22 protein-coding genes are annotated in these 23590 nt (G+C 69.8%); 5 read left to right on the forward strand and 17 right to left on the reverse strand.

The window, feature by feature from the left end; translation table 11 throughout:
- The first annotated feature begins 222 nt into the window (after nt 1-222).
- The gene (locus ACFWBW_RS37970; protein WP_385383179.1) at nt 223-822 is read left to right on the forward strand and encodes a hypothetical protein; all 600 of its coding nucleotides are present in this window, start codon (nt 223-225) and stop codon (nt 820-822) included.
- A 102-nt stretch (nt 823-924) separates the two neighbouring features.
- Here ACFWBW_RS37970 and nuoN read toward each other — a convergent pair whose 3' ends face one another.
- From nuoN to ACFWBW_RS38040, 14 genes are read right to left on the reverse strand one after another with little or no spacing between them, the layout of a single operon-like run.
- Nucleotides 925-2544 carry an NADH-quinone oxidoreductase subunit NuoN gene (nuoN, locus tag ACFWBW_RS37975; RefSeq protein ID WP_385383231.1) on the reverse strand — a complete coding sequence of 540 codons (1620 nt, stop codon included), beginning with the start codon at nt 2542-2544 and terminating at the stop codon, nt 925-927.
- A 35-nt stretch (nt 2545-2579) separates the two neighbouring features.
- Nucleotides 2580-4199, reverse strand: coding sequence for an NADH-quinone oxidoreductase subunit M (locus ACFWBW_RS37980; protein WP_385383182.1), 1620 nt, complete (start codon nt 4197-4199; stop codon nt 2580-2582).
- A gap of 1 nt (nt 4200) precedes the next feature.
- Nucleotides 4201-6096: an NADH-quinone oxidoreductase subunit L gene (nuoL, locus tag ACFWBW_RS37985; RefSeq protein ID WP_385383185.1), complete on the reverse strand. Its 1896-nt coding sequence runs from the start codon at nt 6094-6096 to the stop codon at nt 4201-4203.
- Nucleotides 6097-6105: 9 nt separating this feature from the next.
- The gene (gene nuoK / locus ACFWBW_RS37990) at nt 6106-6405 is read right to left on the reverse strand and encodes an NADH-quinone oxidoreductase subunit NuoK (RefSeq protein WP_112449176.1); all 300 of its coding nucleotides are present in this window, start codon (nt 6403-6405) and stop codon (nt 6106-6108) included.
- Nucleotides 6402-7214: an NADH-quinone oxidoreductase subunit J gene (locus ACFWBW_RS37995; protein WP_385383188.1), complete on the reverse strand. Its 813-nt coding sequence runs from the start codon at nt 7212-7214 to the stop codon at nt 6402-6404. The genes nuoK and ACFWBW_RS37995 overlap by 4 nt, the downstream gene beginning before the upstream one ends.
- Entirely contained in the window at nt 7211-7828 is a 618-nt protein-coding gene (nuoI, locus tag ACFWBW_RS38000; RefSeq protein ID WP_327305153.1) for an NADH-quinone oxidoreductase subunit NuoI, read from the reverse strand. The genes ACFWBW_RS37995 and nuoI overlap by 4 nt, the downstream gene beginning before the upstream one ends.
- Nucleotides 7829-7831: 3 nt before the next feature.
- The gene (gene nuoH, locus ACFWBW_RS38005) at nt 7832-9190 is read right to left on the reverse strand and encodes an NADH-quinone oxidoreductase subunit NuoH (protein WP_385383192.1); all 1359 of its coding nucleotides are present in this window, start codon (nt 9188-9190) and stop codon (nt 7832-7834) included.
- Nucleotides 9187-11694, reverse strand: coding sequence for an NADH-quinone oxidoreductase subunit G (locus tag ACFWBW_RS38010; RefSeq protein WP_385383195.1), 2508 nt, complete (start codon nt 11692-11694; stop codon nt 9187-9189). Before ACFWBW_RS38010 ends, nuoH begins: the two co-directional genes overlap by 4 nt.
- Nucleotides 11691-13040, reverse strand: coding sequence for an NADH-quinone oxidoreductase subunit NuoF (gene nuoF, locus ACFWBW_RS38015; RefSeq protein ID WP_385383198.1), 1350 nt, complete (start codon nt 13038-13040; stop codon nt 11691-11693). Before nuoF ends, ACFWBW_RS38010 begins: the two co-directional genes overlap by 4 nt.
- Nucleotides 13040-13795 (reverse strand): NADH-quinone oxidoreductase subunit NuoE, encoded by a 756-nt coding sequence (gene nuoE / locus ACFWBW_RS38020; protein ID WP_385383201.1) that lies wholly within the window; start codon nt 13793-13795, stop codon nt 13040-13042. The genes nuoF and nuoE overlap by 1 nt, the downstream gene beginning before the upstream one ends.
- Nucleotides 13792-15120, reverse strand: coding sequence for an NADH-quinone oxidoreductase subunit D (locus ACFWBW_RS38025; RefSeq protein ID WP_385383204.1), 1329 nt, complete (start codon nt 15118-15120; stop codon nt 13792-13794). Before ACFWBW_RS38025 ends, nuoE begins: the two co-directional genes overlap by 4 nt.
- On the reverse strand, nt 15120-15860 hold the full coding sequence (locus tag ACFWBW_RS38030) for an NADH-quinone oxidoreductase subunit C (protein WP_385383207.1): 741 nt from the start codon (nt 15858-15860) through the stop codon (nt 15120-15122). The genes ACFWBW_RS38025 and ACFWBW_RS38030 overlap by 1 nt, the downstream gene beginning before the upstream one ends.
- Complete coding sequence (locus ACFWBW_RS38035) at nt 15857-16411, reverse strand: NADH-quinone oxidoreductase subunit B family protein (RefSeq protein WP_243339941.1); 555 nt, start codon at nt 16409-16411, stop codon at nt 15857-15859. The genes ACFWBW_RS38030 and ACFWBW_RS38035 overlap by 4 nt, the downstream gene beginning before the upstream one ends.
- Before the next feature lie 15 nt (nt 16412-16426).
- Nucleotides 16427-16786: an NADH-quinone oxidoreductase subunit A gene (locus ACFWBW_RS38040; RefSeq protein WP_030010013.1), complete on the reverse strand. Its 360-nt coding sequence runs from the start codon at nt 16784-16786 to the stop codon at nt 16427-16429.
- 915 nt (nt 16787-17701) lie between these two features.
- Here ACFWBW_RS38040 and ACFWBW_RS38045 point away from each other — a divergent pair.
- A complete protein-coding gene (locus ACFWBW_RS38045) occupies nt 17702-18568 on the forward strand; it encodes a C40 family peptidase (protein ID WP_385383212.1) in 867 nt (288 codons plus the stop codon).
- Between the two features lie 233 nt (nt 18569-18801).
- Here ACFWBW_RS38045 and ACFWBW_RS38050 read toward each other — a convergent pair whose 3' ends face one another.
- The gene (locus tag ACFWBW_RS38050) at nt 18802-19215 is read right to left on the reverse strand and encodes a hypothetical protein (protein WP_385383215.1); all 414 of its coding nucleotides are present in this window, start codon (nt 19213-19215) and stop codon (nt 18802-18804) included.
- A 403-nt stretch (nt 19216-19618) separates the two neighbouring features.
- Here ACFWBW_RS38050 and ACFWBW_RS38055 point away from each other — a divergent pair, with 403 nt between their 5' ends.
- On the forward strand, nt 19619-19930 hold the full coding sequence (locus ACFWBW_RS38055) for a hypothetical protein (protein ID WP_385383218.1): 312 nt from the start codon (nt 19619-19621) through the stop codon (nt 19928-19930).
- Between the two features lie 16 nt (nt 19931-19946).
- Here the strand turns inward: ACFWBW_RS38055 and ACFWBW_RS38060 are convergent, their stop codons facing one another.
- Nucleotides 19947-20960 carry a hypothetical protein gene (locus ACFWBW_RS38060; RefSeq protein WP_385383221.1) on the reverse strand — a complete coding sequence of 338 codons (1014 nt, stop codon included), beginning with the start codon at nt 20958-20960 and terminating at the stop codon, nt 19947-19949.
- Between the two features lie 189 nt (nt 20961-21149).
- Between ACFWBW_RS38060 and ACFWBW_RS38065 the strand changes: the two genes are divergently transcribed.
- Complete coding sequence (locus ACFWBW_RS38065; RefSeq protein WP_385383223.1) at nt 21150-21470, forward strand: hypothetical protein; 321 nt, start codon at nt 21150-21152, stop codon at nt 21468-21470.
- On the opposite strand, the gene ACFWBW_RS38070 is transcribed toward ACFWBW_RS38065, so the two are convergent.
- A complete protein-coding gene (locus ACFWBW_RS38070; protein WP_243339952.1) occupies nt 21436-22719 on the reverse strand; it encodes a geranylgeranyl reductase family protein in 1284 nt (427 codons plus the stop codon). The genes ACFWBW_RS38065 and ACFWBW_RS38070 overlap by 35 nt on opposite strands.
- Nucleotides 22720-22824: 105 nt before the next feature.
- On the opposite strand from ACFWBW_RS38070, the gene ACFWBW_RS38075 reads away from it, so the two are divergent.
- Nucleotides 22825-23355 carry a GNAT family N-acetyltransferase gene (locus ACFWBW_RS38075; RefSeq protein WP_385383228.1) on the forward strand — a complete coding sequence of 177 codons (531 nt, stop codon included), beginning with the start codon at nt 22825-22827 and terminating at the stop codon, nt 23353-23355.
- Nucleotides 23356-23590: the final 235 nt, after the last annotated feature.

Below are 23590 nucleotides of genomic sequence, written 5' to 3' on the forward strand. Positions count from 1 at the left end.
CCCCACCCGCAGCCAGGCAGACGCCGACCACACCCCAGCCCCGCCGGCGTTTGAGGCGCAGGGGCCCGGGGACCGGTCCCCGGCAACGGCGCCGCCACGCGATAGGGCCACCCGTCCGGCCCCGACCCCACGCCCCGGACCCCCCGTTCGGAGCCCTGCCGCGTGCAGCCCCTCCGTCGCGCCGGGATGGTGGACGAAAGCCCCCGAACGGCAGGAGTCCCCATGCCCCTCCGCCCCCGCAAGGCCTTCCTGACCTGCGCGGCCGCGATATCCCTCGGCTTGGCCGCCACCGCCACCGCCGTCCCGGCCCACGGTGTGGAGGGGCCCGCTCCCGATCCGAGGAACGCGCAGGCGATGCGCGACATGGCAACGGCGATCCGGGTGACGGCCAAGTACGTGGACGAGCGCGAGGCCCTCAAGGACGGCTACGTCCCGCACGGCACCGAGTGCATGACCAACCCGTTCGGGGTCGGGACCATGGGCTACCACTACGTGAAGCAGGCCAACTGGGGTTCGACGGACCCGAGCAAGCCGGCCGCCCTGCTCTACAGCACCGAGAAGGACAAGAACGGCCGCCGCAAGCTCCAGACGGTGGAGTGGATGTCCACCGACCGGGACCAGGACCTGAAGACCACCGACGACCGGCCGAGCATGTTCGGCCTGCCCTTCGACGGGCCGATGCCGGGCCACTGGACGGGCATGCCCAAGCACTACGACCTGCACATGTGGGCGTACGAGGACAACCCGGCGGGCCGATTCCACAACTGGAACCCCGCACTGACCTGCCCGAAGACCAGCACCCCGGCGCCGCACCCGCACTGACCCCGCTACCGGGTACGGCGAAGGGCCCGGCCCCCGAGAAGGGAAGCCGGGCCCCAGGCCGTACTCCGTACGGTCAGCTCAGCGCACGAATCAGCGCACGAGTCAGCGCACGAACGTGCTCGCACTCCCCGCCAGATCCAGGAAGTACTGCGGGGCCACGCCCAGCACCACCGTGACCGCGACGCCCACCGCGATGGTCGTCATCGTCAGCGGGGACGGGACGGCGACCGTGGGGCCGTCCGCCTTCGGCTCGCTGAAGAACATCAGGACGATCACCCGGATGTAGAAGAACGCGGCGATCGCGGACGAGATGACACCGACCACGACCAGCGCTCCCGCGCCGCCCTCCGCCGCCGCCTTGAACACGGCGAACTTGCCGGAGAAGCCGGAGGTCAGCGGGATGCCCGCGAAGGCGAGCAGGAAGATCGCGAAGACCGCCGCCGTCAGCGGTGAACGACGCCCGAGCCCCGCCCACTTGGACAGGTGCGTCGCCTCGCCGCCCGCGTCGCGCACGAGCGTGACCACCGCGAAGGCGCCGATCGTCACGAAGGAGTACGCGCCCAGGTAGAAGAGGACGGACTGGATGCCCTCCGCCGAGGTGGCGATCACACCGGCCAGGATGAAGCCGGCGTGCGCGATCGAGGAGTAGGCGAGGAGCCGCTTGACGTCGGTCTGGGTGACCGCGATGACGGCTCCCGCGAGCATCGTGACGATCGCGACACCCCACATGACCGGCCGCCAGTCCCACCGCAGGCCCGGGAGGACGACGTACAGCAGGCGCAGGAGGGCGCCGAACGCCGCCACCTTCGTCGCCGCCGCCATGAAGCCGGTGACCGGGGTGGGAGCGCCCTGGTAGACGTCCGGGGTCCACATGTGGAAGGGGACCGCGCCGACCTTGAAGAGCAGGCCCATCAGGATCAGCGCGCCGCCGATCAGCAGCAGCGCGTCATTGCCCATGGTGTCGGCGAGCGCCGGGTCGATGTTCGCGACGGTGCCGTCGACGACCTCCGCGATCGTCGCGTACGAGACGGAGCCCGCGTAGCCGTAGACGAGCGCGATGCCGAAGAGGAGGAAGGCGGAGGAGAAGGCGCCGAGCAGGAAGTACTTGACGGCCGCCTCCTGCGACATCAGCCGCTGGCGGCGGGCGAGGGCGCAGAGCAGGTACAGCGGGAGGGAGAAGACCTCCAGGGCCACGAACAGTGTCAGCAGGTCGTTGGCCGAGGGGAAGATCAGCATGCCGGCGACCGCGAACAGCGCGAGCGGGAAGACCTCGGTGGTGGTGAAGCCGGCCTTGACGGCTTCCTTCTCGCTCTCGCTGCCCGGTACGGACGCCGCCTGTGCGGCGAAGGAGTCCACCCGGTTGCCGTGGGCGGCCGGGTCCAGGCGCCGCTCGGCGAAGGTGAAGATCGCCACGACCGAGGCCAGGATGATCGTGCCCTGCAGGAAGAGGGCCGGGCCGTCGACGGCGATGGCGCCCATGGCCGCGATGTGCGCCTTGGTGCTGCCGTACCCGCCGGCGGCGAGTCCGACGACCGCCGCGAAGGCCGAGGCCAGCGCGGCGACGGCGAGAAACACCTGCGTGTAGTAACGGGCCTTGCGCGGTACGAAGGCCTCCACGAGGACTCCGATGATCGCCGCGCCCAGCACGATGAGCGTGGGCGACAGCTGGGCGTACTCGATCTGCGGGGCCGGGATCTTGTCGATCGGCGCCGCCGCCGCCAGGTTCGGCAGCAGGTTCTGGGCAGCAGTCAGGGTGCTCACTTCGACTCCTCCCCGTTCTTGGCCTCGACGGCCACCTCGGGCTTCGGGTCCGTCTGCTTGACGTCCGACATGGTGTGCTTCACCGCCGGGTTGACGATGTCGGTCAGGACCTTCGGGTAGACGCCCAGTCCGATCAGCAGCGCGATCAGCGGGGCGACCACCAGGACCTCCCGCAGGCGCAGGTCCGGCATGGTGCGGACCTCCTCCTTGACCGGGCCTGTCATGGTGCGCTGGTAGAGGACCAGCGTGTAGAGCGCCGCCAGCACGATGCCGAAGGTGGCGATGATGCCGACGACCGGGTACCGGGCGAACGTGCCGACCAGGACCAGGAACTCGCTGACGAACGGGGCGAGGCCCGGGAGCGACAGGGTCGCGAGGCCTCCGATGAGGAAGGTGCCGGCCAGGACCGGGGCCACCTTCTGCACGCCGCCGTAGTCGGCGATGAGCCGGGAGCCGCGCCGCGAGATCAGGAAGCCGGCGACCAGCATGAGCGCCGCCGTCGAGAGCCCGTGGTTGACCATGTACAGCGTCGCGCCCGACTGGCCCTGGGAGGTCATCGCGAAGATGCCCAGGATGATGAAGCCGAAGTGCGAGATGGAGGCGTACGCCACCAGCCGCTTGATGTCGCGCTGCCCGCAGGCGACCAGTGCGCCGTAGATGATGCTGATCAGGGCCAGGACGAGGATCACCGGCGTGGCCCACTTGCTGGCCTCGGGGAAGAGCCCGAGGCAGAAGCGGAGCATCGCGAAGGTGCCGACCTTGTCGACGACGGCGGTGATCAGGACGGCGACCGGGGCCGTGGCCTCGCCCATCGCGTTCGGCAGCCAGGTGTGCAGCGGCCAGAGCGGGGCCTTCACCGCGAAGGCGAAGAAGAAGCCGAGAAACAGCCAGCGCTCGGTGTTGGTCGCCATGTCGAGCGTGCCCGCGGCGCGGGCGGCGGCGATCTCCTGGAGCGAGAAGTTCCCGGCGACCACGTACAGCCCGATGACGGCGGCCAGCATGATGAGGCCGCCGACCAGGTTGTAGAGGAGGAACTTGACCGCCGCGTACGAGCGCTGCGCGGCCGCGTTCTCGTCGGACCCGCCCGCCGCGCCAGCGGCTGATCGAGAGGAAGTTGCCCGGTCTCCGAAGCCGCCGATGAGGAAGTACATCGGGATGAGCATGGCTTCGAAGAAGATGTAGAAGAGGAAGACGTCGGTGGCCTCGAAGGAGATGATCACCATCGCCTCGACCAGCAGGATCAGGGCGAAGAACCCCTGGGTCGGCCGCCAGCGCTGGCTCTTGGTCTCCAACGGGTCGGCGTCGTGCCAGCCGGCCAGGATGATGAAGGGCATCAGGACCGCGGTGAGTGCGATGAGCACCACCCCGATGCCGTCGACTCCCAGTTCGTAGCGGACGCCGAAGTCGGCGATCCAGGAGCGCGATTCGGTGAGCTGGTAGCGGTCGCCACCGGGCTCGAAGCGGACCGCGACGAGCACGGCCAGCGCCAGGGTCACCAGCGAGAAGAACAGGGCCAGCCATTTGGCGGCGGTCCGGCGGGCGGCCGGGACGGCCGCCGTCAGGATCGCACCGACCGCGGGGACCGCGGCCGTCACCGTCAGAAGCGGGAAACTCATCTCACACCGCCCTCATCAGCAGGGTCGCGGCGATGAGGATCGCCGTGCCCCCGAACATCGAGACCGCGTAGCTGCGGGCGTAGCCGTTCTGCAGCTTGCGCAGCCGGCCCGACAGCCCGCCGACTCCGGCGGCCGTCCCGTTGACCACGCCGTCGACCAGGCTGTGGTCGACGTAGACGAGGGAGCGGGTCAGGTGCTCCCCGCCGCGGACCAGGACCACGTGGTTGAAGTCGTCCTGGTAGAGGTCCCGTCGGGCCGCCCGGGTGAGGAGCGAGCCGCGCGGGGCGATGACCGGGACGGGCTTCCTGCCGTACATCACCCAGGCGATGGCGACACCGATGACGAGGACCACCATGGTGGCCAGCGTCACCGTCAGCGCGCTGATCGGCGGGTGTCCGTGCTGGTGTCCGGTGACGGGCTCCAGCCAGTGCAGGAAGCGGTCGCCGATCCCGAAGAACCCGCCGGCGAAGACCGAGCCGAAGGCCAGGATGATCATCGGAATGGTCATGGACTTCGGGGACTCGTGCGGGTGCGGCGCGTGGCCGTCAGCGTCCGACTGCCAGCGCTTCTCTCCGAAGAAGGTGAGGAGCATGACCCGGGTCATGTAGAAGGCGGTGATCGCCGCGCCCAGCAGGGTGACCCCGCCGAGGATCCAGCCCTGGGTGCCGCCCTTCGCGAAGGCGGCCTCGATGATCATGTCCTTCGAGAAGAAGCCCGACAGGCCCGGGAAACCGATGATGGCGAGGTAGCCGAGCCCGAAGGTGACGAAGGTGACCGGCATGCACTTCCGCAGGCCGCCGTACTTGCGCATGTCGACCTCGTCGTTCATCCCGTGCATCACGGAACCGGCGCCGAGGAAGAGGCCCGCCTTGAAGAAGCCGTGCGTGACCAGGTGCATGATCGCGAACACGTACCCGATGGGGCCGAGGCCGGCCGCCAGGATCATGTAGCCGATCTGCGACATCGTCGAGCCCGCGAGGGCCTTCTTGATGTCGTCCTTCGCGCAACCGACGATCGCACCGAAGAGGAGCGTGACGGCGCCGACCACGACGACCGCGGTCTGCGCGTCCGGGGCACCGTTGAAGATGGCTCCCGAGCGGACGATCAGGTAGACGCCGGCGGTGACCATGGTCGCCGCGTGGATGAGGGCCGAGACCGGGGTCGGGCCCTCCATCGCGTCGCCGAGCCAGGACTGCAGCGGCACCTGGGCCGACTTGCCGCACGCGGCGAGCAGCAGCATCAGGGCGATCGCCGTCAGCTTGCCCTCGCCGGCCTCGGACACCGATCCGAGGACCGGGCCGAAGGCGAAGGTCCCGAAGGTGGTGAACATCAGCATGATGGCGATCGAAAGGCCCATGTCGCCGACCCGGTTGACCAGGAAGGCCTTCTTCGCGGCGGTGGCCGCGCTGGGCTTGTGCTGCCAGAAGCCGATGAGGAGGTACGAGGCGAGGCCCACGCCCTCCCAGCCGACGTACAGCAGGAGGTAGTTGTCGGCGATGACCAGGAGCAGCATCGCGGCGACGAAGAGGTTGAGGTAGCCGAAGAAGCGGCGGCGGCGCTCGTCGTGCTCCATGTACCCGATGGAGTACACGTGGATGAGCGTGCCCACCCCGGAGATCAGCAGGACGAAGGTCATCGACAGCTGGTCGAGTTGGAAGCCGATGTCGGCCTGGAAGCCCTCCACCGGAATCCAGCTGAACAGCCGCTGGTGGAAGGTCCGGTCCTCGGCGCCCTTGCCGAGCATGTCGGCGAAGAGGGCGAGTCCGATGCCGAAGGAGACGGCGGCGAACAGCGTGCCGATCCAGTGGCCGGTCTTGTCGAGACGGCGGCCGCCGCAGAGCAGCACCACCGCTCCGAGCAGGGGCGCTGCTACCAGCAGCGCGATCATGTTCTCCACAGCGACCCCTTACAGCTTCATCAGGCTGGCGTCGTCGACCGAGGCCGAGTGGCGGGTACGGAACAGCGACACGATGATCGCGAGGCCCACCACGACCTCGGCGGCGGCGACGACCATCGTGAAGAACGCGATGATCTGGCCGTCGAGGTTGCCGTGCATCCGGGAGAAGGTGACGAAGGCGAGGTTGCAGGCGTTGAGCATGAGCTCGACGCACATGAACAGCACGATCGCGTTCTTCCGGATCAGGACGCCCGCCGCACCGATGGTGAACAGCAGCGCGGACAGGTACAGGTAGTTGACCGGGTTCACTTCGAAGCCTCCTCACGGCCGAGCCGCTCGGACGACCGCTGCTCCAGGGCCTTCAGGTCGTCCAGGGCCTGGCCCGAGACGTCCCTGATCTGACCGCGGGCGCGCAGCGTCTGGTTGACGGTGAGCTCGGAGGGGGTGCCGTCCGGCAGCAGGCCCGCGACGTCCACGGCGTTGTGCCGGGCGTAGACGCCGGGTGCGGGCAGCGGCGGGAGCTGGACGCCCTCGCGTACGCGGCGCTCGGCGAGCTCGCGCTGGGTGGCGGCCCGCTCGGTGCGCTCGCGGTGGGTGAGCACCATCGCGCCGACGGCCGCCGTGATCAGCAGGGCGCCGGTGAGCTCGAAGGCGAACACGTACTTGGTGAAGATCAGCGTGGCCAGGCCCTCGACGTGCCCGCCGGAGTTGATCCGGCCCAGCCCGTTGAAGTGGGTGAGCTTGGCGTTGCCGATGCCCGCGATCAGCAGGATGCCGAAGCCGAGTCCGCACAGGACGGCCAGCCAGCGCTGTCCCTTGATGGTCTCGGTCAGCGAGTCCGCGGCGGTGACGCCGACGAGCATGACCACGAAGAGGAAGAGCATCATGATCGCGCCGGTGTAGACGACGACCTGGACGATGCCGAGGAAGTACGCCCCGTTGGCGAGGTAGAAGACCGCCAGGATGATCATCGTCCCGGCCAGGCTCAGCGCGCTGTGCACGGCCTTCTTCATCAGGATCGTGGCCAGCGCGCCGATGACGGCGACCGTGCCGAGGACCCAGAACTGCACCGCCTCACCGGAGGAGGTGAGGGTGGCGGCTGCGGCGAGGGCGCTCATGCCCCCACCCCCTCGGAGGCGTCTTCGGAGGCCGCGGTCTCGCCCTTGGAGACGGCCACCTGGCGGACCGTACCGGGAGCAGCCCCGGTCACCAGCCCGCGGTAGTAGTCCGTGTCGTCGGTGCCGGGGAAGATCGAGTGCGGAGCCTCGACCATGCCCTCGGTGAGCCCGGAGAGCAGCTGCTCCTTGGTGTAGATGAGCGCTTCGCGGCTGGAGTCGGCCAGTTCGAACTCGTTCGTCATGGTCAGCGCCCTGGTCGGGCACGCCTCGACGCACAGCCCGCACAGGATGCAGCGGGCGTAGTTGATCTGGTAGACCCGGCCGTACCGCTCACCCGGGGAGTAGCGCTCCTCCTCGGTGTTGTCCGCGCCCTCGACGTAGATCGCGTCGGCGGGACAGGCCCAGGCGCACAGCTCGCACCCGATGCACTTCTCCAGACCGTCCGGGTGGCGGTTGAGCTGGTGCCGCCCGTGGAAGCGGGGTGCGGTGGTCTTTTCCTGCTCCGGGTACTGCTCGGTGAGGCGCTTCTTGAACATGGCCTTGAAGGTCACGCCGAAGCCGGCCACCGGATTCTGCCACTTCTCGCCCTGTTCGGCGTCAGACTTGTCAGACATCTCTCAACCCTCCTCTCGGTCACTGTCAGTATTCGCCGCGCCACTGACAATGAGCTCCCGCTCACTGCGGGGCCGCCTGCGCGGTACGGGTGCCAGGTGCTGGCCGGGCTTGGGCGGTACGGGGAACCCGCCCGCCAAGGGGTCGAAGGGTTCGGCGGCCGCGGCCAGTTCGGCGTCCGCGAGGGCCGTCTTCTCCTTCTTGTCGCGGAACAGGTCCGCGACGAAGGACAGCAGCAGGAGCGCGATGACCCCGCCGCCGACGTAGAGCACGATCTCCTGGAAGTCGTAGTTCTCGTTGCGCAGCGCCCGGACGGTGGCGACCAGCATCAGCCACACCAGGGAGACCGGGATCAGCACCTTCCAGCCGAGCTTCATCAGCTGGTCGTAGCGCACGCGGGGGAGCGTGCCGCGGAGCCAGATGAAGAAGAAGAGGAGCAGCTGGACCTTGAGGACGAACCAGAGCATCGGCCACCAGCCGTGGTTCGCGCCCTCCCAGTACGTGGAGATCGGCGCCGGTGCCCGCCAGCCGCCCAGGAAGAGGGTGACGGAGACCGCGGAGACGGTGACCATGTTGACGTACTCGGCGAGCATGAACAGCGCGAACTTGATCGAGGAGTACTCGGTGTTGAAGCCGCCGACCAGGTCGCCCTCGGACTCCGGCATGTCGAAGGGGGCGCGGTTCGTCTCGCCGACCATCGTGATGACGTAGATGATGAAGGAGACCGGCAGCAGGATGATGTACCAGCGGTCCGCCTGGGCTTCGACGATCGCCGAGGTCGACATCGACCCGGAGTAGAGGAAGACCGAGGCGAAGGCCGCGCCCATCGCGATCTCGTACGAGATCATCTGCGCGCAGGAGCGCAGGCCGCCGAGGAGCGGGTACGTGGAGCCGGAGGACCAGCCCGCCAGGACGATGCCGTAGATGCCGACCGAGGCCACCGCGAGGATGTAGAGCATCGCGATGGGCAGGTCGGTCAGCTGCATCGTGGTGCGCTGGCCGAAGATGGAGACCTCGTTGCCCGAGGGGCCGAAGGGGATCACCGCGATGGCCATGAAGGCCGGGATCGCCGCGATGATCGGGGCCAGGACGTAGACGACCTTGTCGGCCCGCTTGACGATCAGGTCTTCCTTGAGCATCAGCTTCACGCCGTCGGCGAGCGACTGGAGCATGCCCCAGGGGCCGTGCCGGTTGGGTCCGATGCGCAGCTGCATCCAGGCGACGACCTTGCGCTCCCACACGATGGAGAAGAGCACGGTCACCATCAGGAAGGCGAAGCAGAACACCGCCTTGACGACGACGAGCCACCAGACGTCCCTGCCGAACAGGGAGAGGTCTTCGGCGGCGATCTGAACGGTGTTCACGCGCCCACCTCCGCAGGGGAGTCGCTGGTGTCGGCGGGGGTGGCCGGGCCGATGCGGACCAGCTCCCCCGGGCGGGCTCCGGTGTCGGCGAGGACCCCGGAGCCGGTGGAGTTCATCGGGAGCCAGACCACCCGGTCGGGCATCTCGGTGATGCGCAGCGGCAGTTCCACGGAGCCGGCGGGGCCGGTCACGCTGAGGACGTCGCCGTTCTTGACGCCGGTCTCGGCGGCCGTGGCGGCCGAGAGGCGGGCACTGGCCTCGTGCCGGGTGCCGGCCAGGGCCTCGTCGCCGTCCTGCAGCAGGCCCTGGTCGAGGAGGAGCCGGTGGCCGGCGAGGACGGCTTCGCCCGCGCCGGGACGGGGCAGCAGCTCCCTGTCCCCGGACTGTCCGGCGGATCGCTCCCCGGCCCACGGGCCGAGCCGGTCGATCTCCCGCCGTACGGCGTGTACGTCGGCCAGGGCGATCGGGCGGTCGGCCGCGTCGGCCAGCATGTGCAGCACGCGGGAGTCGGCGGGGGCCAGGCGGCGGGTCATCTGCTCGGGCTTGAGCGCGGCCTCGAACGGCCGGACCCTGCCCTCCCAGTTGATGAACGCGCCGGGCTTCTCGGCGACGGCCGCGACCGGGAAGACGACGTCCGCGTGGTCGGTGACCTCGCTGGGCCGCAGTTCCAGGGAGACCACGAAGGCCTCCTGGAGCGCGGCCCTGGCGCGGTCCGGGTCCGGCAGGTCGGTGAGCTCGACGCCCGCGACCAGCAGGGCGGAGAGCTCCCGGGTGGCGGCGGCCTCGACGATCTGACCGGTGTCGCGGCCGTAGCGGTGCGGCAGCTCGTCCAGGCCCCAGGCGGCGGCGACCTCGTCACGGGCCCGCGGGTCGGTGGCGGGACGGGCGCCCGGCAGCAGGGACGGCAGTGCGCCCGCCTCTACGGCGGCCCGCTCTCCGGCCCGGCGCGGGATCCACACCAGGGTGGCACCGGTGGCGCCCGCGACCCGTACGGCCGCGGTCAGCGCGCCGGGCACGCCCGCGAGGCGCTCCCCGACCACGATGACGGCGCCGGGCAGGCGCAGCGCGTCGGAGGCGGCCTGTCCGCCGTCCTCCAGTCCGGTGTCGGAGGCCAGGGCGTTCAGCCACTCGGGCTCGGTGCCGGGGGCGGCGGCCAGCAGGGTGCCGCCCGCCTTCTCCAGGCCGCGCGTGGCGAACGGGGCGAGGGCGAAGGTCCGCTGCTTGTGCTTGCGGTGGGCCTTGCGCAGCCGCAGGAAGACCCCGGGGGCCTCCTCCTCGGCCTCGATGCCTACGAGGAGCACGGCCGGGGCCGCCTCCAGCGAGGCGTTCGTGACGCCGTGCCCGTCGAGGTCCTTGCCGATGCCGGCGACGGAGGCGGCCAGGAACTCGGTCTCCTCCGCGCTGTGCACGCGGGCCCGGAAGTCGATGTCGTTGGTGTCGAGCACGACGCGGGCGAACTTGGCGTACGCGTAGGCGTCCTCGACGGTGAGCCGGCCGCCGGTCAGCACTCCGGCCCGGCCGCGCGCGGCGGACAGTCCGTTCGCCGCGGCCTCCAGGGCCTCGGGCCAGCTCGCCGGGGCGAGGACCCCGTCGGAGCCGCGCACCAGCGGGGTGGTGAGCCGGTCGGGGCGCTGCGCGTAGCGGAACCCGAAGCGGCCCTTGTCGCAGATCCACTCCTCGTTGACCTCGGGGTCCTCCGCGGCCATCCGGCGCAGCACCTTGCCGCGGCGGTGGTCGGTGCGCGTGGCGCAGCCGCCCGCGCAGTGCTCGCACACGCTCGGGGAGGAGACGAGGTCGAAGGGGCGGGAGCGGAACCGGTAGGCGGCCGAGGTGAGGGCGCCGACCGGGCAGATCTGGATGGTGTTGCCGGAGAAGTACGACTCGAAGGGGTCGCCCTCGCCGGTGCCGACCTGCTGGAGGGCGCCGCGCTCCAGGAGTTCGATCATCGGGTCGCCGGCGATCTCGTTGGAGAAGCGGGTGCAGCGCGCGCAGAGCACGCAGCGCTCGCGGTCCAGCAGCACCTGCGTGGAGATCGGGACCGGCTTCTCGTAGGTGCGCTTCTTGCCCTCGAAACGCGATTCGGCGTTGCCGTGGGACATCGCCTGGTTCTGCAGCGGGCACTCGCCGCCCTTGTCGCAGACCGGGCAGTCCAGCGGGTGGTTGATGAGCAGCAGCTCCATCACCCCGCGCTGGGCCTTGTCGGCGACCGGGGAGGTCAGCTGGGTCTTGACGACCATGCCGTCGGTGCAGGTGATGGTGCAGGAGGCCATCGGCTTGCGCTGGCCCTCGACCTCGACGATGCACTGGCGGCAGGCGCCGGCCGGGGAGAGGAGGGGGTGGTCGCAGAACCGGGGGATCTCGATGCCGAGCTGTTCGGCGGCCCGGATGACCAGGGTCCCCTTGGGCACCGACAGTTCGATGCCGTCGATGGTCAGGGAGATCTGGTCCACCGGCGGGACCGCGGCCTCTCCGCCGCCGGAGGCTGCCGTAGTGGTCACGGTCATGCGGTCACCTCCGTGTCGGCCCAGAGGGTCGACTTCTTGGGGTCGAAGGGGCAGCCCTTGCCCGTGATGTGCTGCTCGTACTCCGCGCGGAAGTACTTGAGCGAGGAGAAGATGGGACTGGCCGCGCCGTCGCCCAGCGCGCAGAACGACTTGCCGTTGATGTTGTCGGCGATGTCGTTCAGCTTGTCGAGGTCGGACATGACCCCGTTGCCCGCTTCGATGTCGCGCAGCAACTGGACCAGCCAGTACGTCCCTTCGCGGCAGGGCGTGCACTTGCCGCAGGACTCGTGGGCGTAGAACTCGGTCCAGCGGGTCACCGCCCGCACCACGCAGGTCGTCTCGTCGAAGCACTGCAGGGCCTTGGTGCCGAGCATGGAGCCGGCCGCGCCGACGCCTTCGTAGTCGAGGGGGACGTCGAGGTGCTCCTCGGTGAACATCGGGGTGGAGGAGCCGCCCGGGGTCCAGAACTTCAGCCGGTGTCCGGGGCGCATGCCGCCGCTCATGTCGAGGAGCTGGCGCAGGGTGATCCCGAGCGGGGCCTCGTACTGGCCGGGGCCGACGACGTGCCCGGAGAGCGAGTAGAGGGTGAAGCCGGGGGACTTCTCGGTCCCCATCGACTTGAACCAGTCCTTGCCCTTGTTCAGGATCGCGGGAACCGAGGCGATGGACTCCACGTTGTTCACGACGGTGGGGCAGGCGTAGAGCCCCTCGACCGCGGGGAAGGGCGGACGCAGCCGGGGCTGGCCGCGCCGGCCTTCGAGGGAGTCCAGGAGGGCCGTTTCCTCGCCGCAGATGTAGGCGCCCGCGCCCGCGTGCACGGTGATGTCGAGCTTCAGGCCGCTCCCCAGGATGTTTTCCCCGAGGAAGCCGGCCTCGTACGCCTCGCGGACCGCCTCGTGCAGGCGCCGCAGGACCGGCACGGTCTCGCCGCGCAGGTAGATGAAGGCGTGCTCCGAGCGGATCGCGTAGCAGGCGATGATCATTCCCTCGATGAGGGAGTGCGGGTTGGCGAAGAGGAGCGGGATGTCCTTGCAGGTTCCCGGCTCCGACTCGTCCGCGTTCACCACGAGGTAGTGCGGCTTGCCGTCGCCCTGCGGGATGAACTGCCACTTCATGCCGGTGGGGAAGCCCGCGCCGCCGCGGCCGCGCAGGCCCGAGTCCTTCACGTAGGCGATGAGGTCGTCGGGGGTCATGGCGAGCGCCTTGCGCAGGCCCTCGTACCCCTCGTGACGCCGGTAGGTCTCCAGCGTCCACGACTGCGGCTCGTCCCAGAACGCCGACAGGACGGGCGCGAGGAGCTTCTCCGGACTCGTCCCGTTCTTGCTCAGTTCGGTCGACACGGTCATCACTCCCCTCCCTCGATGGTGGCCTCGCCGCGCGGGTGCACGATCGGGGTGTGCGGGACCTCGCCGCGCGCGATGCGCAGGCCGATCAGGGACGCGTGACCCGCGCCGCCACTGGCCTCGACCGCGCCCTCGCGCTCGTCGGGGAAGCCCGCCAGGATCCGGGCGGTCTCCTTGTACGTGCACAGCGGCGCGCCCCGGGTCGGCTCCACGGTGCGGCCGGCCAGCAGGTCGTCCACCATGGCCTTGGCGGACTCGGGGGTCTGGTTGTCGAAGAACTCCCAGTTGACCATCACCACGGGGGCGTAGTCGCAGGCCGCGTTGCACTCGATGTGCTCGAGGGTGACCTTGCCGTCGGGGGTGGTCTCGTTGTTGCCGACGCCGAGGTGCTCCTTGAGCTCCTCGAAGATGGCGTCGCCGCCCATGACCGCGCACAGGGTGTTCGTGCACACGCCGACCTGGTAGTCGCCGGAGGGCTTGCGCCGGTACATCGTGTAGAAGGTCGCCACGGCCGTGACCTCGGCGGTCGTCAGGCCGAGCACCTCGGCGCAGAACCGGATGCCGGTGCGCGAGACGTAGCCCTCCTCCGACTGGATGAGGTGGAGCAGCGGCAGCAGCGCGGAGCGGCTGTCGGGGTAGCGGGCGATGACCTCCTTCGCATCCGCTTCGAGCCGGGCGCGCACGTCCGCCGCGAAGTCGGGTGCCGGAAGCTGGGGCATGCCCAGGCTCACCCCTGATACGGGCTGATTGGCCGTCATCGGTCGACGCCTCCCATCACGGGGTCGATGGAGGCGACGGCCACGATGACGTCGGCGATCTGGCCGCCCTCGCACATCGCCGCCATGGCCTGCAGGTTGGTGAAGGACGGGTCGCGGAAGTGGACCCGGTAGGGGCGGGTGCCGCCGTCGGAGACGACGTGCACGCCGAGCTCGCCCTTGGGCGACTCCACGGCCGCGTAGGCCTGGCCGGCCGGTACCCGGAAGCCCTCGGTCACCAGCTTGAAGTGGTGGATGAGGGACTCCATGGAGGTGCCCATGATCTGCTTGATGTGGTCGAGCGAGTTGCCGAGGCCGTCGGGGCCCATGGCCAGCTGCGCCGGCCAGGCGATCTTCTTGTCGGCGACCATGACCGGGCCCGGCTCCAGCCGGTCCAGGCACTGCTCGACGATCCGCAGGGACTGGCGCATCTCCTCCAGGCGGATCAGGAACCGCCCGTAGGAGTCGCAGGACTCGGTGGTCGGCACGTCGAACTCGTAGTTCTCGTAGCCGCAGTACGGGTCCGTCTTGCGCAGGTCGTGCGGGAGGCCGGCGGAGCGCAGGACCGGGCCGGTGGCGCCGAGCGCCATGCAGCCGGTGAGGTCGAGGTAGCCGACGTCCTGCATGCGGGCCTTGAAGATGGGGTTGCCGGTGGCGAGGCTGTCGTACTCCGGCAGGTTCTTCTTCATGGTCTTCACGAAGTCGCGGAGCTGGTCCACGGCGCCCGGGGGCAGGTCCTGCGCGAGGCCGCCGGGGCGGATGAACGCGTGGTTCATGCGCAGGCCGGTGATCAGCTCGAACACGTCGAGGATCAGCTCGCGGTCGCGGAACCCGTAGATCATGATCGTGGTCGCGCCCAGCTCCATGCCGCCGGTGGCGATGCACACCAGGTGGGAGGAGAGCCGGTTGAGCTCCATCAGCAGGACGCGGATGGCGGAGGCGCGGTCCGGGATCTGATCGGTGATGCCGAGCAGCTTCTCGACGCCCAGGCAGTACGCCGTCTCGTTGAAGAACGGCGTCAGGTAGTCCATGCGCGTGACGAAGGTGGTGCCCTGCGTCCAGTTCCGGTATTCGAGGTTCTTCTCGATGCCGGTGTGGAGGTAGCCGATGCCGCAACGGGCCTCGGTGACCGTCTCGCCGTCGATCTCCAGGATCAGCCGGAGCACCCCGTGGGTGGAGGGGTGCTGGGGGCCCATGTTGACGACGATCCGCTCGTCGTCGGCCCGGGCCGCCGACTGGACGATCTCGTCCCAGTCGCCGCCGGTGACGGTGTAGACGGTGCCCTCGGTCGTCTCGCGAGCGGAGGCGTGATTCGATTGCGTGCTCATCAGCTGTACGACCTCCGCTGGTCGGGAGCCGGGATCTGGGCGCCCTTGTACTCGATGGCGATGCCGCCGAGCGGGTAGTCCTTGCGCTGCGGGAAGCCCTGCCAGTCGTCCGGCATCATGATCCGGGTGAGGGCCGGGTGCCCGTCGAAGATCAGGCCGAAGAAGTCGTACGTCTCGCGCTCGTGCCAGTCGTTCGTCGGGTAGACGGAGACGATCGAGGGGACGTGCGGGTCGGCGTCCGGAGCGGTGACCTCCAGCCGCACGATCCGGCCGTGGGTGAGCGAGCGCAGGTGGTAGACGGCGTGCAGCTCGCGGCCCTTGTCTTCGGGGAAGTGCACCCCGCTGACGCCGGTGCAGAGCTCGAAGCGCAGGGCCGGGTCGTCGCGCAGGGTCCTCGCGACGAGGAGCAGGTGCTCGCGCGCGATGTGGAGGGTCAGCTCCGCCCGGTCCACGACGACCTTCTCGATCGCGTTCTCCGGGACCAGGTCCTGCTCCTCCAGCGCCCCTTCGAGCTCGTCGACGACCTCGTCGAAGTACGAACCGTACGGGCGGGCGCTCGCGCCGGGCAGGGCCACGGTGCGCACGAGGCCGCCGTAGCCGCTGGTGTCGCCGCCGTCGTTGGCGCCGAACATGCCCTTGCGGACGCCGATCACCTCGGGGCCGGCCGCGCCCCGGGGCGCGGGCACGTTGTCGCCGTTGCCGGCATGGGGGCCGTTCTGCACGGCCGGGTCCTCGCTCACCGCAGGAGCCCCTTCATCTCAATGGTGGGGAGCGCCTTGAGGGCCGCCTCCTCCGCCTCGCGGGCCGCCTCTTCCCGGTTCACGCCGAGCTTGCCGCCCTGGATCTTCTGGTGGAGCTTGAGGATCGCGTCGAGCAGCATCTCGGGCCGGGGCGGGCAGCCGGGCAGGTAGATGTCCACGGGGACGATGTGGTCGACGCCCTGGACGATCGCGTAGTTGTTGAACATTCCGCCCGAAGACGCACAAACACCCATAGAGATGACCCACTTGGGAGCGGGCATCTGGTCGTACACCTGCCGCAGCACCGGCGCCATCTTCTGGCTGACCCGGCCCGCCACGATCATCAGGTCGGCCTGGCGCGGGGATCCGCGGAAGACCTCCATGCCGAAGCGGGCCAGGTCGTACCGGCCCGCTCCGGTCGTCATCATCTCGATGGCGCAGCAGGCCAGGCCGAAGGTGGCCGGGAAGACGGACGCCTTGCGCACCCACCCCGCGGCCTGTTCGACGGTGGTCAGCAGAAAGCCGCTCGGCAGCTTCTCTTCCAGTCCCATGGAAAATTCAGCCCCTCAGTCCCATTCCAGGCCGCCGCGGCGCCATACGTAGGCGTAGGCGACGAAGACGGTGAGCACGAAGAGGAGCATCTCGACGAGCCCGAAGATCCCCAGCGAGTCGAAGGTGACCGCCCAGGGGTAGAGGAAGACAACCTCGATGTCGAAGACGATGAAGAGCATCGCCGTCAGGTAGTACTTGATGGGGAAGCGGCCGCCGCCGGCGGGCATGGGAGTGGGCTCGATGCCGCACTCGTACGCTTCAAGTTTTGCCCGGTTGTACCGTTTTGGGCCGATCAGCGTGGCCATGACCACGGAGAAGATCGCAAACCCTGCGCCGAGGGCGCCGAGCACGAGGATGGGCGCGTACGCATTCACGCTCCTCGCTCCTTCCAGTCGTCCTTGACCGTTGGACCGCTGCTCCGGCGCCGCGCGCCCCGCCTCGCATGTCTCGCATGTGAGGCAGTTCACAAGCCGGACTGGTGCGCATCTTATGCCCGCCCATCTGTGATCTGCGACACGGGTTACAACAACGAGTTTGTGATCTCCACCACCTGACGAACGATCATGAAGCCCAATGAGTAGTGATCTTCATACGTGAAGCATCCACATGATCACCAAAGGTGACATCCGCACCTGTCGTCGCAGGTGGAAGGCCTGCCGCACTATCAAATCGTGGCCTCTGCATGCAAATTGGCGAGGTGGTGCGCGTGATGATAAAGGGATCGGCGTCCCCCGGCCGGGGGACCTCGCGCGGACGGGAGTGGACGCGTGCATGCGTTCACGAAGTCGGGGCAGAGGAGGGGCAGGGGTCGGGCGGAGGTCGAGTGGAGGTCGGGCCGAGGCCGGAGTGGACGTCGGGCCGAGGCCGGGCGCGGGTCTGCCGGAGGTGACCCCGGGGCGACCGGAGGTGACCCGGAGGCGGCCCCGGAGCGGACCGGCCGCCCTCTCGCGGTGGACCGAAGCCCGGTCCCGACCCGGCGGTGGCTTCACGGTTCGATCACAGGAGGGCCACAGCGTCCGCATGGCGTGACACTCCTGTGACCTGCGCCACTCGGAATTCGCGGTACCGAAAGGGGGCTTGGCCATCAGTGCGGGTGGATGGTAGGCCCGGGATCAATTCGGACTTATTGCGGAAACCCCATGATCACAGCCTTGTGAGCGGCTGTCCGATTCGCCCGTTACGGCGTCAATAAGAGGTACGGCGCGCCCGGTTAGCCCGCTTCGCGCACAACTGTGGCGCAGACCACGTTTCTTGAAGGGAACCGTCGCGCCCTGATAGCGGTTGTACCCATGTCCCTCACCGCTCACATACCCAGCCACCGGAAGCCCCGCCGCAGCGCCTCGAAGCTCGCGGTCCGCGCCGGAGTTGCCGGTGGCGTCCTCAGCACCCTGGCCATGGCCGGCACGGCGAGTGCCACCCCCTCCGCCGAGCCCGCGCACGAGACCACGCTCGAAATGCCGGTCCTCGACCTGGACCTGAGCGCCGAGGTGTCCTCGCACGTGGCCAAGGCCGCGGAGAACACCCGCGCCCTCGCCGTCGACGGCGAGCTCAACGCCCTGGAAGAGACGGCCCGCACCGGCGCCGCCGCCGAGGCCAAGCAGCTCAAGGCCGATGCCCAGCAGAAGGCCGACGCCGAGGCGAAGCAGAAGGCCAAGGTCGAGGCGGACCGCAAGGCCGCCGCCGAGCGCGCCAACCGCAGCGCGCCCCGCGCCCCGATCCAGAGCAACTCCGGATCCTCCTCGAACGGATCCTCCGCGGGCTCCTCCGAGCAGGGCAAGGGCACCGTCACGGCCCCCGCGACCGGCTCCGCCGCCGCCATCGTCAACTTCGCCCGCGCGCAGGTCGGCAAGGCGTACGTCATGGGCGGCACCGGCCCGTCCTCGTTCGACTGCTCGGGTCTGGTCCAGGCCGCGTACCGCCAGGCCGGCATCAGCCTGCCGCGCATGTCGCAGGCGCAGTCCACCGCCGGCACGTCGGTCTCCCTGAGCAACCTCCAGGCGGGCGACATCCTGTACTGGGGCTCCAAGGGCAGCGCGTACCACGTCGCCGTCTACGTCGGCGGCGGCAAGTTCGTCGGCGCGCAGAACTCCAGCACCGGCATCGTCGAGCGCTCCCTGAGCTACGACCGGCCGACGGGCGCCGTCCGCGTCCTCTGACATCTCCCCGCAGTCCCGGGCCGCTCCCGGTGACGCACGAAAGGCCGGTACTCCCCCGCTCGGGGGTGGAGTACCGGCCTTTCGGCCGCCCTGGAGGCTCCTGGAGGCCCCTGGAGCCGCCGAGGGGCGCCCGGGAGCCGTCCGGAGGCGCGGGGAAGCCGCGGAGGCGGCCCCGCGCCGTTCCTGTTCGCGTTCTCGTTCTCGTTCGCGTTCCTGTTCGCGTTCGCGTTCCGTCAGTCGAGGAACGTGGCCGAGGTGATCTTGTTCTTGAAGTTGACGCTGGCGTTGCCGGTGTAGCCCGGGGGGAGCGAGCCGATCAGACCGGTGAGGTTCACCTCGGTGGCGACCTTCCACGTGTAGGTGTCCCGGTTGCGGTACGACGCGGTGTCGTCGTTCGTCACCCGGTTCCGGCCCTCGCAGTTCTCCGGGCCGACGAAGAGGTTGTTGAAGAAGTTCCAGTCCGAGGACATCAGGTCGAAGACACAACCCCCTTGGTAGGAGTTGTAGTAAAGGCCGAACTCGCTGGTTTCCAGATACCCGTTCCGCTCCGTGTTGGCGGCGGCCGGCCCTGCTGCCGCAAGGAGAACGGCGCCGACGGATACCACGGCGACGCAACCGGCGGCGAGTTTGTTAAGTGCCTTGCTCATGGGGCTTTTCTCCATCTTCAGGGAATTGATTCCGGCCGGGATTAAACCTTCCGGGGCACCGCAGTACAAGGGTCTTCTCGGCTGTTCAGGCCACAACCGGCTTGGCGGGTAACGGACTTGCCCGCATTGCGGGCACAAGATTACGATCTCCCGCGGCCATCCGCCCTGCCTCCCGCACCAACGCGCCCTTCCACTCCGCCGACCGCAAGGGAAACGCCTCGTGCGTGTACGCGAAATATCCTCGTCACTCCTTTTGTGCCTCGCACTGACCGGATGCGGAGGCGGGGAACTCCCGGGGAAGAACTCCGGAGCGGGAAAGTCCGGACTTGGCGCCGGACCCACCGCCACACCCTCGATCGCGGCGGCGGACAAGCCGTTCTACACGTGCATGCAGGAGCACGGAATGACCATCTCCTACGGGGAGGACGGGGCCCCGCACTTCGTGGAGAAGGAGAGCCCGCAGTACTCCCCGGCGCAGCAGGCCTGCCTGCCCCTGCTCCCGCCCCCCTCCCCCGTCCAGGCGGGTGCGCAGGAACTCGCCTCCGCGCGCGAGGCCTCCGCGTGCATGCGGGCGAAGGGCATCTCCTGGTACCCGGACCCGGATCCGGTCACCGGCGAGGTGCAGCAGAAGGACGGCGGCACCTCCGAGCAGTGGCAGGAGCTCAAGCGGGACCACCGCGACGCGTACCGGGCCTGCATGCCCCGGCCCTCCTGAGCCGCGCGCGCACGGCTCAGCTGATCCCGGCCGCCAGCTTGTAGCGGGCCTCGCGCTGCTTCTTGTAGAGCGCGAGGGTCTCGGCGTGCTCCTCCACGAGCCGCTCCTGGTAGGCCTCCTCCACCGCCGCCCAGATGCCGACGAGGTTCACCTCGCGCTTGCAGGCGACGTCGGCCTTGGCCGCGGTCACGGCCTTGGGGCTGCCGGTATCGGCCTCCAGGCCGAGCTTCTGGACCACCTCGTAGGGATCCTTCAGGCCGGTGTACCCGGACTTCTCCATGCACGCCGACCAGTTCTTCAGCACCTCGGTCACCCGCGAATCGACCTTGGAGCGTTCGTGCGCCTCCGAGGCCAGCCCGAACGGGAACAGCAGGTCCACGCTGTCCTTCGTCGGCGCGTACAGCTTGCGGTACGCCTCCCGGATGCAGCCGCCGGGCGGCACCTTCTGCCCGCCGAAGTCGATGCCGCTGTCCACCTGCGCGGCCTCCTCCTCGCTCGCGGCGTCCGCGGGCTGCGCGTTGCCCTGTTGCCCGCCCGGCCGTTCGCCGTGCATGACCAGGGTGGCGCTCTCGCTCAGCGGGGTGACCGGGGGCTTGACCGGCCGCCCCTTGCCCGCGGTCATGTCGTAGCCGTGGGCCGCCGCGAACACCGGATCGGTCGCCCCGAAGAGCGCCCGGTGCCGCCCCTCGGGCCCCTGGGCGCCGGCCGGATCGGACGGCCTGACCTCCTCGTACGGGAACCCGTACCGGGCCATGCACCGGGAGAGCAGCCGCTGCTGCACCTGCCCCATGCGGACCGTCTCGGCGTCGGTGTCCGTGTACGCGTCCAGGGGCAGCGAGATCGAGGAGGTGGCCGGGGCGACGGCGACCCCGCCGATCTCCGGCTCCCCGTGCGCGCCGCCGCCGTCCGGATCCGAGCAGCCGGCCAGGACGAGCGCCAGCAGGACGGCGGCCGGGAGGGCGGGGCGGAGGACGGGGCGGAGGGCGGGGTGGCGGAGCGGACGGGAGCGCATCGCGGGAGACCTGTTCACCCTCGGAAATTGAACAGTCCGGCCGGTACCGGGGACAAGGCCTTCTCACCTGCTGGTCAGCCAAACTTCTTGCCTGGAAACCAACTTGCCGTCCCGTCCCGACCTGCGAGCACCTCGTGCCGAACCGCCGCCGCCCTGCCAAGATGGCCGGGGCGAGCACGCCCGAGTCACCCCAGGAAGCGGTGGTCCGTGACGCCCAGCCCGCCCGACGAAGCACCCGGTTCCGGTCCCACCGCCGCCCCGGCCGCCGCCGGGCTCGGACTCCTGTCCCTCGGCGGCTGGCTGTTGACCACCACCCGCCCCTGGCAGAAGCCCGGCTCCCCCCTCACGCTCACCCTGGAGTGGACGGCCTCGGGCACCCTGATGCTCTGCGGCCTGGTCCTGCTGGCCCGCTGCATCCGCCGGGTCCACGGCACGGGAGAGCCCGCGCGGGAGGTCCCGTACGAGACCCCGCGCGAGGGGTTCCCCGCCAGGGTCAGGCCTTGGGGGCGACCTTCGAAAGGCCGTTGATGACGCGGTCCATCGCGTCACCGCCCGTCGGGTCGGTCAGGTTGGCCAGCATCTTCAGCGTGAACTTCATCAGCACCGGGTGGCTCAGCCCGCGCTGGGCGGCGATCTTCATGATCTTCGGGTTGCCGATGAGCTTCACGAAGGCGCGGCCCAGCGTGTAGTAGCCGCCGTAGGTCTCCTTCAGGACCTTCGGGTAGCTGTGCAGGGTCAGTTCGCGCAGGGCCGGGGTGGCGCGGGAGTGCGCCTGGACGATGACGTCGGCGGCGATCTGGCCCGACTCCATCGCATAGGCGATGCCCTCGCCGTTGAACGGGTTGACGAGCCCGCCCGCGTCACCGACGAGCAGCAGCCCCTTGGTGTAGTGCGGCTGGCGGTTGAAGGCCATCGGCAGGGCCGCGCCGCGGATGGGCTGCGTCATGTTCTCGGGGGTGTAGCCCCAGTCCTCCGGCATCGAGGCGCACCAGGCCTTGAGGACCTCGCGCCAGTCCAGTTCCTTGAAGGCGGAGGAGGAGTTGAGGATGCCGAGGCCGACGTTGGAGGTGCCATCGCCCATGCCGAAGATCCAGCCGTAGCCGGGCAGCAGCCGGTCCTCGGCCCCGCGCCGGTCCCAGAGCTCCAGCCAGGACTCCAGGTAGTCGTCGTCGTGGCGGGGCGAGGTGAAGTACGTGCGTACGGCCACGCCCATCGGGCGGTCCTCGCGGCGGTGCAGGCCCATCGCCAGGGAGAGCCGCGAGGAGTTGCCGTCGGCCGCGACGACCAGCGGGGCGCTGAAGGTGACCGGGGTCTTCTCCTCGCCGAGCTTCGCCGTCACGCCGGTGATGTGGCCGGTACGGGGATCGCGTACGGGCTCGCCCACGTTGCAGCGCTCGTACAGGCGGGCGCCGGCCTTCTGCGCCTGGCGGGCCAGGGTCTCGTCGAAGTCGTCGCGCTTGCGGACGAGTCCGTAGTCGGGGAAGGAGGCCAGCTCGGGCCAGTCCAGCTGGAGCCGCTGGCCGCCGCCGATGATCCGCAGGCCCTTGTTGCGCAGCCAGCCGGCCTCTTCGGAGATGTCGATGCCCATCGACACCAGCTGCTTCGTGGCGCGCGGCGTCAGGCCGTCACCGCAGACCTTCTCGCGCGGGAAAGCCGTCTTCTCCAGGAGCAGGACGTCAAGTCCGGCCTTGGCCAGGTAATAGGCGGTCGTCGAGCCGGCGGGCCCGGCTCCGACGACGATCACGTCCGCGGAGTGCTCGGAGAGGGGCTCGGTCACGGCGGGTCTCCCGAAGGCTCGATAACTCGATAAGGGTGCCCAACGGCACAAGAACACGTGCAGTCTATGCAGCGAGAGAGATCGCGATCCGAAGGGCTGCCCCCTGTGACCACCTCGCCGACCCGGCCGCTCCCCGTCGTCCAGCTCCGTGTGCCCACGGACGAGGACGCGCACGCCTGGCACCGGGTCTTCCACGACCCCGACGTCATGGAGTTCCTCGGCGGTCCCGCCGAGCTCTCCTTCTACGAGGAAATCACCGCGCGGCAGCGGATGCACGACGCGCGGCTCGGCTTCTGCCTGTGGACGATGCTGGACGGGGACGGGGAGGTCCTCGGCTTCACCGGGGCGCAGCCGTGGCCGGAGTCCAAGCCGTGGGGGCCGGTCGGGGAGATCGAGATCGGCTGGCGGCTCGGTCGCTCCGCGTGGGGGCGGGGCTACGCGTATGCCGCTGCGCTGGCGACGCTGGAGCGGGTGCGGGTGGCTGGGGTGCCGGATGTGGTGGCGATGATCGACGATGCGAATGTCCGCTCGATCGCGGTGGCGGAGCGGCTGGGCATGACCCTGGCGGACCGCTTCCCGATCCCGGGCGGCCCCCGCATCGCCCGCCGCTACGCGCTGACCCTGGCCCCGTCCTAACCCCCGCTGCGCGGAGCCGCCCCACCCGCCGGAGCGCACCGCTGCGCGGGAGCCTCCCCGCTCGCCGGAGCGCGCCGCCTCGGCCCTGCCGCTGCGCGGGGCGGAAATCCCCGCAGCAACCCTCGCCGCTGCGCGGGGCAGAAATCCCCGCAGCAACCCTCGCCGCTGCGCGGGGCAGAAATCCCCGCAGCAACCCTCGCCGCTGCGCGGGGCAGAAGTCCCCGCAGCAACCCTC

It is taken from the genome of Streptomyces sp. NPDC059957 (assembly GCF_042730015.1).
Lineage (GTDB): Bacteria > Actinomycetota > Actinomycetes > Streptomycetales > Streptomycetaceae > Streptomyces.